Source organism: Azospirillum agricola (genome assembly GCF_020005195.1).
In the GTDB taxonomy this organism is placed as follows: Bacteria; Pseudomonadota; Alphaproteobacteria; order Azospirillales; family Azospirillaceae; genus Azospirillum; species Azospirillum agricola.
The window spans coordinates 2,615,619-2,629,130 of record NZ_JAIFZR010000005.1; the positions used below are offsets into that span (position 1 = coordinate 2,615,619).

Genomic DNA, 13,512 nt, shown 5'->3' on the forward strand with positions numbered 1-13,512 from the left:
CATGGCCGACAAGCCCGCCAAAATCCAGAAAATCCGCCTCGACAAGCTGGATCAGACGGACACCCGGATCGACTCGGCCGAGGAGTACGAGCACCGGCTCGGCAAGCTCCAGAAGGAGCTGCTGCACATCCAGCAGACCTATTGGCACGAGAAGCGCCGCGCCATCCTCGTCTTCGAGGGCTGGGACGCCGGCGGCAAGGGCGGGGCGATCCGCCGCCTGACCGAGCCGCTCGACCCGCGCGGCTTCCATGTCTGGCCGATCTCCGCCCCGACGGCGGAGGAGCAGAGCAAGCACTACCTCTACCGCTTCTGGACCAAGCTGCCGGCCGGCGGCACCTTCGCCATCTTCGACCGCTCCTGGTACGGCCGCGTGCTGGTCGAGCGGATCGAGGGTCTGGCGACCAAGGAGCAGTGGAAGCGCGCCTACGACGAGATCAACGAGTTCGAGCGGCTGCTGACCGACGACGGCGTGCGCATCGTCAAGCTGTTCCTCCACATCACGCCGGAAGAGCAGCTGGAGCGCTTCCGCGAACGGTTGAACAACCCTTACAAGCGCTGGAAGCTGACCGAGGAGGATCTGCGCAACCGTGCCAAGTGGGACGAGTACGTCAAGGCGACGGAGACGATGTTCGACAAGACCTCCACCCCGAACGCGCCCTGGACCGCGATCCCGGCGAACTCGAAATGGTTCGCGCGGCTGGCGGTTCTGGATGCCGTGACCAGGGCGCTGAAGGAGGGGGTGGACGTCAGCCCGCCGCCGATGGACGGCAATGTTGCCCGGATCGCCGCCAGGATGCTGGGCGTGGAGACTCCGCAAGGCGTCTGACGCGCGGCGGCACCGCTCAGTCGCGTCCCCACAGCCCGCGCTCTCCCAGATCCTCGCCGCGCTGGCGCTCCAGGGCCTGGGAGTAGCGGCGGAGCGCGTAGGACTCGGTCACGTAGCCGACGACGCGACGGTCGCCGGGGGCGGCCAGCACCGGCAACGCCTCGACCTCCGCCGCGCAGAAGCGCCGCAGGGCGGTGCGCGCGTCGTCGCCGGGAAACAGGCCGAGGTCGGGATGACGCGCCAGATCCGCGACGGTCATGTCCTCGGCCGTGGCGTCCAGCTCCGGGTCGTGGGCCGCCGCCATGTCGATGATCCCGGCGTAGAACCCCTGCCCATCGACCGCGAACAGGATCTTCGAGGATCCCAGCGGGTGCAGCCGGCGCAGCGCGGCGACGCTGTGGCTGGCCAGCACCGTCTTGACGTCGCTGCGCATCAGCCGGACCACCGTCAACTCCGACAGCCAGCCGACGTCGTAGGCGCCGCGGATCGGCACGCCGCGCAGGTGGAAGCGCCATGTGGCGAAGGAATAGCCGAAGGCGTGGCGGACGACGACGGTCGACACCACCACCCCGATCAGCACGCCGGACGCCGCCCACAGATCCTGCGTCGTCTCCAGCACCAGCAGAACCATGGTCACCGGCGCGCCGATCACCCCCGCCGCCACCGACCCCATGCCGACCAGCAGCAGCAGGCCGCGGTCCACGCCCAGCCCCGGCGCCACCGTCTCGGCAAGGATCGCCAGCAGCCCGCCGAACAGCCCGCCGAGAAACAGCGAGGCGCTGAACAACCCGCCGCGGAACCCCGACCCCAGCGACAGCGCCGAAGCCAGGATCTTCGCCACCAGCGTCAGCAGCAGGGCCAGCGCGCCGCCGGCCAGTTCCGGCGGCACGGCCCCCGGCCCGCTGCCCATCACCGCCGGCACCGCCAACGCCAGCCCACCGACCCCGAGCCCCCCCAGCGCCGGACCGAGCCAGCGCGGCACCCGCAGCCGGCGGAACGCCCATTCCGCGAAGGTCACCGCCTGCATGGCCAGGATGCTGAGCCAGCCGGCGAGGAAGCCGACCACGCCGCAGACCGCGTAATCCCAGCCCGCCACCACCACCGGCCGGCCGAGCGCCAGCGGAGCCTCCGCGTCGGTCAGCAGCCCGGACGCCGCCACCGCCAGCACCGCCGCCGCCCCGACCGGGGCCAGCGCCGCCAGCGTGTAGCCGCCCAGCACCAGCTCGAAGGCGTAGAAGGCGCCGGCCAGCGGCGCGTGATAGGCCGCCGCGATGGCCGCGGCCGCCCCGCAGCCCACCGTCGTTCGCAGATCCGCCCGCCGCAGCCGCAGCCGTTGCCCGACCGCCGAGGCCAGCCCGGCGCCGGCCTGGGTGTAGGCGGCCTCCATCCCGACCGAGGCGCCCGATCCGTTGGACAGGGTGGTCGTCACGGTCAGGCGCAGGCTGTCGATCAGCGACATCTTGCCGCCGTAGAGCGCGTTGGCCTCCACCGCATCGACGATGTCGCGCGGGCGCCACCGGCGGATGAGCGTCACCAGAATTCCCAGCAGCAGGCCGCCCAGCGCCGGCACCGCCAGCGCCCGCGTGGGATCGAGCGCCGCCTGCCCCAGCCTCTCCCCTTCCGGCAGACCGAAGACGAGCGCCTGCAAGGCGATGACGCCCTCGTGCAGCGTTCCCACCGCAAGACCGATGACGCCGCCCAGCAGGGCCGACAGGAGGACGACCGCCAGCGCGCTGTCGCGCACGCTCCACCGCGCCAGCGAGGCCGGTTTGGGATCAAGGGTGGCGCAGAGGTCGGTTCCGGCGCGGGCGCCCTGCTCCATACCGCTCTCGAGGGCGCCGCTTTCCAGGGATGAGGCGTTGTCCGGCATACACCGGACATGGCGCCGCCCGGCGTTTCGTCAACCAATACGGTGGGAGAGCAGCCGTCAGGGCTTGGCCGGCGCGGAAGTGGCAGCCGGAGGTGTCTCCGGTGCCGGGGCGGTCGCCGCGGCGGGCGCGGCCGAAGCCGGAGCGGAGGATGCCGCTGCCGCCGGCGCCGCCGCGGCGGTTCCCGCCTTGCGCAGCACCTGGGCCAGATTGTCGCGGACCTTGTCGGCCAGCGCGACGTCGGGCTCGCCCGCCTCGTGGAACAGCACGGTGAACAGCCGTCCCTGCGACAGCAGGAAGGTCAGCGAGACATGCAGCGTCCCCTGCGGCATCGCGCAATCGACCGCCCCCGTGCGCAGGGTGACGGTTCCCGCCTGTTCGCTGGCGTTGAGCGAAATGGTGCCGGTGCCCTCGCAACGGCTTTTCATCGCCTCGGCGAAGGCGCCGGACAGTTCGTCCAGCTTGGCCCCGTCGCCGACCACCCGCTCGCGGATGCCGCCGACGATCGGCCCGAACCGCCACGCCACGTCGGCCGGGCGCTGGTCGGCCGGCACCTTGTCCATCGGCACCAGTTCGGCGTCGCGCACCCCGGCGGAGGCGAGCAGGCCGGCCAGTCCCTCCGGCAGGCGCGCCTGCGGCGGGACCGGCGGCTTCGTGCCGGTGGAGGTCTTGATCGGCGGCACGTTGCCGCCCTTGTCGACGCAGGTCTTCAGATCGGTCAGCACCTTCTTGGTGCCCTTCAGCGCGAATGCGATGCGGTCGGACGCCGAGGCGACCACCAGCTCCTTGCCGTTCATCAGCGCGGTGACCAGCTCCTCGTCCTTGCCGTTGGAGACGACCAGCATGTCGGGCTGCGGCGCGATGGCGACGCGCTCGCGCTTCAGCTTGCCGTCGACCTCGACCTTGACCGGCCATTTCTCGCCGGGCGGAAGCTGGGCGCCGGGGATGCCGATGCCGATGTTGGTCTCGCCCTTCTGGCTGCGTGCGATCATCAGCACATGGCCCGAAGTGAAGCCGCCCTCGATCACGCAATAGGCGAACTTGCCGTCCTTGTCCTTGGCGGCACCGCCCTCCCAGCCATCCTCAAGCTCGGCCGGGCCGTCCTTGGCGGGAGCGGACCGCGCCGCCGGGGCACCGGGGCGGCCGGCCGGTCCGACCACCTCGGTCTCGGTCGCCGGGACGCCGTAATAGGCGGCGGGCGGCAGCGTCGGCTCGACCGGCACCAGTTCCGCCACCTGCACGCCCGCCGCCGACGGCACCGCCACGGAGAGAAGAAGGAGCGCGGAGAGCGGAGCGGCGAAACGGGCGGTCATGACGAGGTAATCCATAAGTCCGTTGTGGGCGCGAAGCTATCCGCGACCGCGCCGGTCCGCAAGGGCAACCGAGCCCCCCGACCGCAAAGGTCATACGCCGAAGAAGGCGTCGTGCAGCGCCGCCTCGGTCAGGCCGGCGGACGGCCCGTCCCGGACGACCCTGCCCAGCCGCAGCAGCACGGCGCGCGGGGCGGCGGACAGGGCGCGGACGGCGCTCTGCTCGGCCAGCAGAACGGCGGTGCCCGACGCCGCGATGGCGCGGACGGCGGCGAACAGCTCGTCGGCCAGCTTGGGCGACAGGCCGAGCGAGGGCTCATCGAGCAGCAGCAGGCGCGGCCGCCCCATCATCGCCCGGCCAAGGCTGAGCATCTGCTGCTGGCCGCCGGACAAACGCCACGCGCCCTCCCCGCTCTTGCGGGCAAGATCAGGGAACAGGGCGAAGATCCGCTCGACGTCGCGGGCGCGCTCGCGGCGGTCGTCGAGCCCGGCGACCTCCAGATTGTCGCGCACGCTCATGCCGGCGAAGACCCGCCGCCCCTCCGGCACGTAACCGAGGCCGAGCCGCACCCGCCGCTCCGTCGCCAGCCCGGCGAGGTCGGCGCCGTCGAAGCGCACGCTTCCCCGCGCCGGCCCCCGCGTCGGAACAAGGCCGAGCAACGCCTTCAGCAGCGTCGACTTGCCGGCTCCGTTGGCGCCCAGCAGCGCCACCGTCTCGCCCGCCGCGACCGACAGCGAGACGGAGTCCAGCGCGGTGGCGCCGCCATAGGCGACGGACAGCCCCTCCACCGACAGCAGCGCGGTCATGGCGTTCCCCCGCCAAGATAGGCGGCGACCACGGCGGCATCGCTCCGCACCCCCTCCGGCGGCCCCTCGTACAGCGTCCGCCCTCGGTCCAGGCAGACGACCCGGCCAGCCAGCGGCAGCAAGAATCCCATGTCGTGCTCCACCACCAGCAAGGCCACGCCCTCCGCCGCCAGGGCGCGCAGGCGGACGGCCAGATCGGCCTTCTCGGAATCGGTCAGTCCGGCCGCCGGCTCGTCGAGCAGCAGCACCGACGGGCGGCGGGCCAGCGCCCGCGCCAACTCCACCCGCCGCCTCGACGCCGCCGGCAGATCGCGGCACGGTCGCGCCGCAAGCTCGCCCACCCCCATGCGGTCGAGCGCCCAGCGGGCGTGCGACTCCGCAGCCGCGAGGTCGCTGTCCGACGCCAGCCGGGCGGCGGCCACCGCCTCCAGCGCCGTGGAGCCGTCCGGCAAGGCCGCCGCCTGGAAGCTGCGGGCCAGACCGGCGCGGGCCAGACGGTCCGGGCGCGCGCCGGTGAGGGCTTGGCCGGCCAGCCGTACCGTGCCGGCGTCGGGGCGCTCCAACCCGGAAATCAGGTTGATCAGCGTCGTCTTGCCCGACCCGTTGGGGCCGATCAGGCCAGTGATGGTGCCGGCCCGCAGGATCAGCGACACGCCCTGCACCGCGTGGACGCCGCCGAAGGCCTTCGACAGCCCTTCGACCGACAGCGCCTCCCCGTCGCGCTTGCGACCGGGCGGGGGCTCCGCCGCGTCGGGGACGGGACGGGCACGGCGCGGGAACAGCCGCTCCAGCAGGCCGGTCAGCCCGTCGGGCGCCAGCAGGATGGTCAGCAGCAGCGCCGCGCCATAGACGATCAGGTAGCTGCGCTCCAGCGCGCGGAACCATTCCGGCAGATGGACCAGCAGCACGGCGCCCAGCACCGCGCCGGCCATCCGCCCGCGCCCGCCGACCACCGCGATGGTGAGGATGGAGACCATCACCGGGAACTCCAGCACCTCGGGCGACACCACCCGCTGGGTGTGCACGGCAAGCGCCCCGGCCGCTCCGGCGAACAGCGCGCTGACGCCGAAGGCGGTCAACCGCAGCCGGCCGACGTCCAGCCCCAGCGTGGCCGCCGCCATCGGATCGTCGCGCACCAGCGCCAGCGCCCGCCCCAGCCGCCCGCGTGCCAGCCACCAGCCGAGGGTGCCCCCGACCGCCACCATCCCCCAGACCAGCGCCGCCATCGGCAGCCCGCGCGGCACCGCCCAGCCGAACAGCGCGACGCCGGGCACGCCGGGCAGCCCGTTGGCACCGCCGGTCAACTCCGGCGCATTGACCGCCAGCAGATGCAGAACCTGGGCGATGCCGAGCGTCGCCAACGCGAAGTAATGCGATTCCAGCCGCAGCACCGCCAGCCCGACCGGCAGCGCCACCAGCAACGGCACCAGCAGGGACAGCGGAAAGGTGACGGCGAAGTCCAGCCCGTACCGGCTGCCGAGAATCCCGGTGACGTAGGCGCCCAGCCCGAAGAAGGCGCCCTGGGCGAGCGACAGCGCCCCGCCCAGCCCGAACAGGATCTGGAAGCCGAAGGCGGCCAGCGCGTACACCCCGGCGACGGTCAGCACCCGCAGCCCGTAGGGCGACGCGAAGCCGACCGCGTGGACGAACAGCGCCAGTGCCGCGAGTGCCAGGATGCCGTCGGCCACGCGGCCGGAAAGCGAAGCCCGCATCTAGCGCTCCCTCCCCGTCCGCTTGAGTCCCTCTCCCGCCCCGGGAGAGGGGGGCGCCGAAGGCGCCGGGTGAGGGGTTCCCCAAGGATCCAGGCGCATGCGTCTTGGAGAACCCCTCACCCTTCCCGCCTGCGGCGGGCCCCTTCCCTCTCCCGGGGCGGGAGAGGGAGCCATCCCCGGATCGGACATCTCACGCACGGCGGCGCACCGCTTCGCCGAACAGCCCTTGCGGCCGGACCACCAGGATCACCAGCAACGTCGCGTAGAGCGCGCCCAGCGCCACCGGGTAGGACAGCACCGACGACACCCCGACCTCGAACAGCGCGATCAGTAGCGCGCCCGCCACCGCCCCCGGCACCGAGCCCCAGCCGCCGACCGTCACCGCGATGTAGGCCTTCAGGATCAGATCGCCGCCCGCCGTCGGCGTGACGAAATAGCGGTTGGCGAGCAGCAACCCCGCCGCCCCGGCACAGGCCGTGCCGATGGCGAAGGTGATGAGGATCATCGCCGTCACCGGCACGCCGCAGGCCCGCGCCATCTCCGGATCCTGCGCGGTGGCGCGCAGCCGCCGGCCGAGTTGCGTGCGCCCGAACACCCATTGCTGGACGCCGATCAGCAGGGCGGCGACGGCGACGATGGCGACCGACTGCTCGGCCACCGCAACCCCGCCGATCCGCCAGAGCCCATCGCCGAACAGCGGCGGCGCCACGCGCGGCTCCGGCCCGAACAGCACGGAGGCGCCGTTCTGCAGGATGATGCCCACCGCGATGGTGCTGATGAACACCGACACCGGCGGGCGCCGACGCAGCGGCAGATAGGCCGCCGCCGCCAGCAGCAGCCCCAGCCCGGCCATCAGCACCAGCACCACCGGCAGCAGCACGATGCCCGGCAGCGGGATCAGCGGCGCCAGCGCCACCGCCAGCAGGCCGCCGGCCATCACCAGATCGCCCTGCGCGAAGTTCACCGCCGAGGTGGCGTTCAGCACCAGCACGAAGCCGAGGGCCACCAGCGCGTAGGCCGCCCCCAGCGCCACCCCGTTCAGCAGGAGCTGAAGCGCCGTCGCCACCCTACTTCACCACGCCCGCCACATCGTTGTAGCGCTTGACCAGCGCCGGCACGCGGCTGGTGCCGTCGTAGCAGACGATCACCGCGGAATGGGCCATGTTGCCCTTGCCGTCCGACTTGTAGGTCATGGCGAGGCCGGCGTGGCTACCGCCGGCCAGCGCCTTGCGGATGTCCTCGGCTGTCTTCGCGCCATCCCGCACCGCCGCCAGCACCATCCTCATCCCGTCATACTGGCCGAGCGCGAAGGCGTCCGGCTCCTTGCCGAAGGCGGCGCGGTAGGAGGCGGTGAAGGCCTCCATCGCCGGCGACCCGCCGGAAATGGGCGAGGCGGCGGTCTCCGCGCACACACCCTTCAGCTCGGCCGGCTCCAGCAGAGCCGCCGTGCTCGGCTGGTGCATGGCGGAGCCGGCGACGATGGGCAGGGTGACGCCGCTCGCCGCCGCCTGCTTCAACAGCAGCGCGGTCGGCCCGGAATGCAGATGGAGCACCAGCACGTCCGGCTTGGCTGCCAGCGCCTTGGTCAGCACCGGCAGCAGATCCTTGGCCGCCGGGTCGACGCCCTCCTCGAACACCAGCTCGGCGCCCAACGCCTTGAAGGCCGGCTCCAGATGGGCCTTGCCGCTCTGGCCGTAGGCGGTGGTCTGGTAGATCAGCGCCGGCCGCTTGCGGCCCAGCTCCTCCACCACGTAGCGGGCGTGGGCGGTCTTGGTCACGGCGTCGCCGGGGAAGAAGCGGAAGACCCAGGGATTGCCCTGCTCGGTGATCGAGGCGGTGCCCGACACGGTGACCAGCGGCAGCTTCAGCTCGGCCGCCAGCGGCAGCATCGCCAACATCTGCGTGCCCAGCATGCTCGCCGCCACGGCGCCGACGCTGCCGTTGCCGGCCGCCCGCTCCAGCGCCGTCACCGCCGCCTCCGGCGAGGTGCCGGTGTCGATGACGTCCGCTTTGGCGCCGGCCTCCGTCAGCGCCAGCGCGGCGCCGTTGCGCTGGCTGGTGCCCTCCAGCGACAGGAAGCCGGTCAGCGGGACCAGCACCGGAAAGGACAGCGTCTCGGCCCGTGCCGGCAGCGCCGCCAGAAGACCAAGAGCAAGGAAAGCCGCGCGCCGCATGACCGAAAAACTCCTCCTGCGCCGGCGGCGGGAGGACTGAACGGGGCAACGGGAGGGCCGGTCGGGGAAAGGCCGGTCGGCCGGGTCGTTGGCGCGCTCGGCTCCCTTCGCCGGCATGACCCGGATCAGGTTCGATGGGTGTGGTCTCAGCCCGCCGTCAGACGGGCACCCCAGCCGTGAACGAGGGGGCGAGAGTGTCGCCGCCCTCCCCATCCTGTCAAGCGGTCCTGTCAGGCGCCGCGCCGCCGCCGGTCCTTCATGGTTTCACGATGCAGGATGTAGAGGCCGCTGCCGATGATCACCATCGCGCCCGCCAACACCGGCACGGTCGGCAGGTCGCCGAACACCAGATAGCCGAACAGGCTGGCCCAGACCATGCCGGTGTACTCGAAGGGCGCCACCACCGAGGGCGGCGCGCGGCGGAAGGCCTGGGTCAGCAGCACCTGCGCCACCGCGCCCAGCGCGCCGACCGTCGCCATCAGCCCCAGTTCGGTCGCCGAGGGCGGGATCCAGACGGGAACCGCCAGCACGCCGCTGACCACCGTCGTCGTCATCAGCAGGTAGATGACGATGGAGGCGGCGGTCTCGGTCCGCGACAGCCCGCGCACCGCCAGCGCCGCCAGAGCATAGAACAGGGCGGCGCACAGCCCGACCAGCACCGGGACGACCGGCGCCCCGGTCGAGGGCTGGGCCATCACCACCACGCCGCCGAAGCCGAACAGCACCGCCGCCCAGCGCCGCCAGCCCACCGCCTCGCCCAGCAGCGGCCCCGACAGCGCCGTGATGAACAGCGGCCCGGCGAAGCTCAGGACATAGACCTCGGCCAGCGGCAGATGCTTGAAGGCGTAGAAGAAGCAGCCCATCGACAGCAGCCCGGCAAAGGCCCGCCAGACATGCCCCCAGGGCCGCCGGGTCCGCAGCGCCGCCAGCCCGCCGCCGCGCGTCATCGTGTAGCCGCCGACCAGCAGCAGCGCCACCGCCGAGCGCACGAACATCAGCTGCGGCACCGGGTAGCTGGCCGACAGGAACTTGATGAGCGTGTCCATCGCCGCGAACAGCAGGATCGTCACCAGGAAACAGCCGACGGCGTAGGGGACCGAATCGGCCTCGGCGGGCAGCAGCTCGGCGCGTTTGACGGCTTCGGTCATCAATGGACTCGGGGAACGGGAAATGGCGAGGTTGCCCACATTATAGGCAAGCCGCATCGTCGCCCAATGCCGCAACCGCAGATCAGCCCAGCGTCGGTCCGGATTTGGCCCGGACTTGGCCCTGCAATCCGCTCTCGGCTTCCCAGCCACGTCATGCCCGTGCTTGACACGGGCATCCACGGGCAAGCTTCAAGAAACCGCGTGGATGACCGGGACAAGCCCGGTCATGACGAGCAGCACCAATAAAGCGGTTGTTTCCACATGGTTACACCCGCTTGGCGATCAGCGGGCCGCGCGGCGGAGCGGTGTCGGCCACGGTGACGGCGCGCCGCAGGCGCTCCGCCGCCTCGTCGGCCTGCGCCTCGGTCCGCGCGTGGAGGATGGCGAGCGGCTGCGCGCTCGGCCCGCCCGCCGGCCCGACCTCCGTCCCCAGCCCAGCGACCGAATCGAGGCCGACCGCGAAGTCGATGGCGTCGGTCACCTTGGTGCGCCCGCCGCCCAACGCCACCACGGCCATGCCGACCGCCCGCGTGTCGATGGACGCCACCCGTCCCGCCCGCCCGGCGAAGACCGGCCGCACCACCGGCGCTTGGTCGAGATGGCAGTCGGGCCGCTCCAGCAGATCCGACGGACCGCCCAGCGCCTGGACCATGCGGGCGAAGCGCTCGGCGGCGCGGCCGTCGCGCACGGAACGGTCGGCCATCGCGCGGCCCGCCGCCGCGTCCGGCGCCAGCTTGGCCAGCGCCAGCAGTTCGCCGGCCAGCGCCACCGTCACCTCGTAGAGGCGCGGCTCGGCCGGCTCGCCGCGCAGGATGGCGAGGCACTCGCGCATCTCCAGCGCGTTGCCGGCGCTGCGGCCCAGCACCTCGTTCATGTCGGTCAGCAGGGCCACCGCCGGCAGCTCGGCGCCGACCGAGACGGTGACGATGCTCTCGGCCAGCGCCTCGGCATCCTCCAGCCGCTGCATGAAGGCGCCGGAGCCGAACTTCACGTCCATCACCAGCGCGTCGAGCCCGGCGGCGAGCTTCTTCGACAGGATCGAGGCGGTGATCAGGTCGAGCGACTCGACCGTCGCCGTCACGTCGCGGATCGCGTAGAGCCGCCGGTCGGCCGGGGCGATGTCGTCGGTGGCGCCAATCACGGCGCAGCCGACCTCTTTCACCACCCGGCGCAGCAGGTCGTTGTCGGGCTTGGCGCGGTAGCCGGGGATCGCCTCGAACTTGTCGAGCGTGCCGCCGGTATGCCCCAGCCCGCGCCCCGACACCATCGGCACGAAACCGCCGCAGGCCGCCAGCATTGGCGCCAGGATCAGGCTGACCTTGTCGCCGACCCCGCCGGTCGAATGCTTGTCGATCACCGGGCCGGGCAGGTTCAGCGATCGCCACTCCATCACCGTGCCCGAATCGCGCATGGCGCGGGTCAGGGCGACGCGCTCGCCCAGATCCATGCCGCGGAAGAACACCGCCATGGCGAAGGCCGCCGCCTGGCTTTCCGTCACCGACCCGTCGGTGATGCCGCGCACGAAGGCGGCGATGGTGGCGGCGTCGAGCGCCACCCCGTCGCGCTTGGCCCGGACGATTTCCTGCGGCAGCATCGCTCAGTAACCCGCCACCGCCGCCGGGGCCACGCCATGGCCGGCCTCGGCCAGCAGGGCGTCGAGCAGGCTCGACGCGCCGAAGCGGAAGGTCTTCGGCGTCGCCCAGCCCTCGCCCAGGATTTCATCGGCCAGCGCCAGGAACAGCGCCGCCCCGGCGGCATCGCGGATGCCGCCCGCCGCCTTGAAGCCGACCTCCTTTCCCGATTCGTAGATGCTGTCGAGAATCACCGCCGCCGCCTCCGGCGTCGCCGCCGGCTGGGTCTTTCCGGTCGAGGTCTTCAGGAAGTCCGCCCCCGCCGCGATGGCGTCGCGCGCCGCCCAGGCCAGCAGATCGGCGTCGGGGAAAGCCCCCGATTCGAGGATGACCTTCATCAGCGCCGCGCTGCCGCAGGCCTCCCGGCAGGCCTTCACCACGTTCATCGGCTGGGTGCGGGCGCCGTCGATGAAGGCGCGGTAGGGCAGCACGACGTCGATCTCGTCGGCCCCGTCGGCGACGGCGCGGCGCGCCTCGGCGGCGACCGCGGCGGCGTCGGCCTCGCCGGTCGGGAAATTGACCACGGTGGCGACCTTCACCGGCGTGCCCTCCAGCGCCTTGCGCGCGGTCGCGACGAAGCGCGGCCAGACGCAGACGGCGGCCACCGGCCCCGCCGGGGTGACGGCGCGGGCGCACAGCGCCTCGACCGTGCGGTCGGTGTCGTCGCCGTTCAGGCTGGTGAGGTCGAGCATCCCGATGGCCCGGCGCGCCGTGGCGTCGTCGGACGGGGCGTTGGCGCAGGCGTCGAGCGCGCTTTGCAGGTCGGCAGGCAGCTTCATGACCGGGACCCGTCCTTTTCATGCAGGCGTTCAAGGAAACCGACCAGCAGCCGCTCCAGATCGGAGGCGGCGGCCGAGGCGGCGCTCAGGGTCTGGTGGTGGTCGACCGGGCCGTCGCCCAGCCCCACCCCCAGGTTGGTGATCACCGCGCAGCCGGCGACCCGCAGACCGCAATGCCGGGCGACGATGCATTCGGGGACCGTGGACATGCCGACCGCGTCGGCGCCGAGCCGCTGCATCATCCGCACCTCGGCCGGAGTCTCGAAGGAAGGGCCGGGATAGGCGGCGTAGACCCCCTCCGCCAGCTCGAGGCCGAGCGTGCCGGCCACGTCCCTCAGCAGGGCGCGAAGCTGCGGATCCCAGGCGTCGGTCATGCTGGGGAAACGGTCGCCGAACGCCTCGTCGTTGGGGCCGGTCAGCGGATTGGCGCCCAGCAGGTTCAGATGGTCGCTGATCGCCATCAGCCGGCCGGGCCCGACCTCCGTCCGCAGGGAGCCAGCGGCGGCGGTCAGAACCAGCGTGTCGCAGCCGGCCAGCTTCAGCGCGCGGACCGCCGTCTTCAAGGCGTCGAAGCCGTTGCCCTCATAGGCGTGGACGCGGCCCTGCATGCAGGCAACCTCGACCCCGCCGAGCGTGCCGACGACCAGCCGCCCGGCGTGACCGGCAACGCTGGGGACCGGGAAGCCGGACAGGTCGGCGTAGGGAATGGCGACGGGATCGCCGATCCGGTCGGCGATGCCGCCCAGACCGGATCCCAGCACGATGCCGACCCGCAGCCGGTGGCCGGGGGCGCGGTGGAGGATGTCCGCGGCGGCGCGGGCAGCGGTCATGATCGGCACTCCGGTCAGAAGGCTAAATTGGTGGGGCCGAACGAATGCGGCAACAGCGCGTCCAAAGTAAAGCTCCGGCGCAGCCCCGCCGGGTCTCCGACATGGATCGGCGTGTCGGGGGCGGCGAACTCGCGGATGCGCTGGCGGCAGCCGCCGCAGGGCGTGCAGAGCGCGTCTCCTGGCTCCCCGCCGACCACCGCTATGGCGGCGATGCGGCGGTCGCCCGCCGCGACCATGGCGCCGATGGCCGAGGCCTCGGCGCACTGCCCCTGCGGGTAGGCGGCGTTCTCGACGTTGGCGCCGACGAAGATCCGTCCCGATTCGCCGCGGATGGCGGCGCCGACCTTGAAGTTGGAATAGGGGGCGTGGGCGTTGGCGCGCACCGCGCGCGCCGCCGCGATCAAGTCTTCGAGACCGTCCACCATGG

General features: G+C 72.5%; 12 protein-coding genes and 1 riboswitch. Of the genes, 1 reads left to right on the forward strand and 11 read right to left on the reverse strand.

The genetic code is table 11. From position 1 onward, the window contains the following. Window position 1: 1 nt before the first annotated feature. Window positions 2-826, forward strand: a complete 825-nt coding sequence (locus tag JN22_RS27390) for a polyphosphate kinase 2 family protein (RefSeq protein ID WP_085556897.1) — start codon at window positions 2-4, stop codon at window positions 824-826. A 16-nt stretch (window positions 827-842) separates the two neighbouring features. Here JN22_RS27390 and JN22_RS27395 read toward each other — a convergent pair whose 3' ends face one another. The 11 genes from JN22_RS27395 to cdd form a co-directional block, all read right to left on the reverse strand. Further along, a complete protein-coding gene (locus JN22_RS27395; RefSeq protein WP_223677908.1) occupies window positions 843-2,648 on the reverse strand; it encodes a chloride channel protein in 1,806 nt (601 codons plus the stop codon). Between the two features lie 105 nt (window positions 2,649-2,753). Next, on the reverse strand, window positions 2,754-4,007 hold the full coding sequence (locus JN22_RS27400) for a hypothetical protein (protein ID WP_223677909.1): 1,254 nt from the start codon (window positions 4,005-4,007) through the stop codon (window positions 2,754-2,756). A gap of 90 nt (window positions 4,008-4,097) precedes the next feature. Next, on the reverse strand, window positions 4,098-4,811 hold the full coding sequence (locus tag JN22_RS27405; RefSeq protein ID WP_085556900.1) for an ABC transporter ATP-binding protein: 714 nt from the start codon (window positions 4,809-4,811) through the stop codon (window positions 4,098-4,100). Continuing rightward, window positions 4,808-6,523: a branched-chain amino acid ABC transporter ATP-binding protein/permease gene (locus JN22_RS27410; protein ID WP_085556901.1), complete on the reverse strand. Its 1,716-nt coding sequence runs from the start codon at window positions 6,521-6,523 to the stop codon at window positions 4,808-4,810. The genes JN22_RS27405 and JN22_RS27410 overlap by 4 nt, the downstream gene beginning before the upstream one ends. A gap of 190 nt (window positions 6,524-6,713) precedes the next feature. Further along, window positions 6,714-7,589 carry a branched-chain amino acid ABC transporter permease gene (locus tag JN22_RS27415; protein WP_085556902.1) on the reverse strand — a complete coding sequence of 292 codons (876 nt, stop codon included), beginning with the start codon at window positions 7,587-7,589 and terminating at the stop codon, window positions 6,714-6,716. Between the two features lies 1 nt (window position 7,590). After that, the gene (locus JN22_RS27420; protein ID WP_085556903.1) at window positions 7,591-8,697 is read right to left on the reverse strand and encodes an ABC transporter substrate-binding protein; all 1,107 of its coding nucleotides are present in this window, start codon (window positions 8,695-8,697) and stop codon (window positions 7,591-7,593) included. 85 nt (window positions 8,698-8,782) lie between these two features. Next, window positions 8,783-8,880: riboswitch (TPP riboswitch) on the reverse strand. A 47-nt stretch (window positions 8,881-8,927) separates the two neighbouring features. Continuing rightward, window positions 8,928-9,845 (reverse strand): DMT family transporter, encoded by a 918-nt coding sequence (locus tag JN22_RS27425; protein ID WP_085556904.1) that lies wholly within the window; start codon window positions 9,843-9,845, stop codon window positions 8,928-8,930. Between the two features lie 265 nt (window positions 9,846-10,110). Further along, window positions 10,111-11,439, reverse strand: a complete 1,329-nt coding sequence (gene deoA / locus JN22_RS27430; protein ID WP_085556905.1) for a thymidine phosphorylase — start codon at window positions 11,437-11,439, stop codon at window positions 10,111-10,113. Between the two features lie 3 nt (window positions 11,440-11,442). Next, the gene (deoC, locus tag JN22_RS27435; protein ID WP_085556906.1) at window positions 11,443-12,255 is read right to left on the reverse strand and encodes a deoxyribose-phosphate aldolase; all 813 of its coding nucleotides are present in this window, start codon (window positions 12,253-12,255) and stop codon (window positions 11,443-11,445) included. Beyond that, complete coding sequence (locus tag JN22_RS27440; RefSeq protein WP_085556907.1) at window positions 12,252-13,085, reverse strand: purine-nucleoside phosphorylase; 834 nt, start codon at window positions 13,083-13,085, stop codon at window positions 12,252-12,254. Before JN22_RS27440 ends, deoC begins: the two co-directional genes overlap by 4 nt. A gap of 14 nt (window positions 13,086-13,099) precedes the next feature. Beyond that, window positions 13,100-13,510 (reverse strand): cytidine deaminase, encoded by a 411-nt coding sequence (gene cdd / locus JN22_RS27445; RefSeq protein WP_085556908.1) that lies wholly within the window; start codon window positions 13,508-13,510, stop codon window positions 13,100-13,102. Between the last annotated feature and the right edge of the window lie 2 nt (window positions 13,511-13,512).

Excerpts from the sequence above, each read along its gene's own strand:
- JN22_RS27390 (WP_085556897.1), top strand. The coding sequence starts at position 2 with ATGGCCGACAAGCCCGCCAAAATCCAGAAAATCCGCCTCGACAAGCTG.
- JN22_RS27395 (WP_223677908.1), bottom strand. The coding sequence starts at position 2,648 with ATGGAGCAGGGCGCCCGCGCCGGAACCGACCTCTGCGCCACCCTTGAT.
- JN22_RS27400 (WP_223677909.1), bottom strand. The coding sequence starts at position 4,007 with ATGACCGCCCGTTTCGCCGCTCCGCTCTCCGCGCTCCTTCTTCTCTCC.
- JN22_RS27405 (WP_085556900.1), bottom strand. The coding sequence starts at position 4,811 with ATGACCGCGCTGCTGTCGGTGGAGGGGCTGTCCGTCGCCTATGGCGGC.
- JN22_RS27410 (WP_085556901.1), bottom strand. The coding sequence starts at position 6,523 with ATGCGGGCTTCGCTTTCCGGCCGCGTGGCCGACGGCATCCTGGCACTC.
- JN22_RS27420 (WP_085556903.1), bottom strand. The coding sequence starts at position 8,697 with ATGCGGCGCGCGGCTTTCCTTGCTCTTGGTCTTCTGGCGGCGCTGCCG.
- JN22_RS27425 (WP_085556904.1), bottom strand. The coding sequence starts at position 9,845 with ATGACCGAAGCCGTCAAACGCGCCGAGCTGCTGCCCGCCGAGGCCGAT.
- deoA (WP_085556905.1), bottom strand. The coding sequence starts at position 11,439 with ATGCTGCCGCAGGAAATCGTCCGGGCCAAGCGCGACGGGGTGGCGCTC.
- deoC (WP_085556906.1), bottom strand. The coding sequence starts at position 12,255 with ATGAAGCTGCCTGCCGACCTGCAAAGCGCGCTCGACGCCTGCGCCAAC.
- JN22_RS27440 (WP_085556907.1), bottom strand. The coding sequence starts at position 13,085 with ATGACCGCTGCCCGCGCCGCCGCGGACATCCTCCACCGCGCCCCCGGC.
- cdd (WP_085556908.1), bottom strand. The coding sequence starts at position 13,510 with ATGGTGGACGGTCTCGAAGACTTGATCGCGGCGGCGCGCGCGGTGCGC.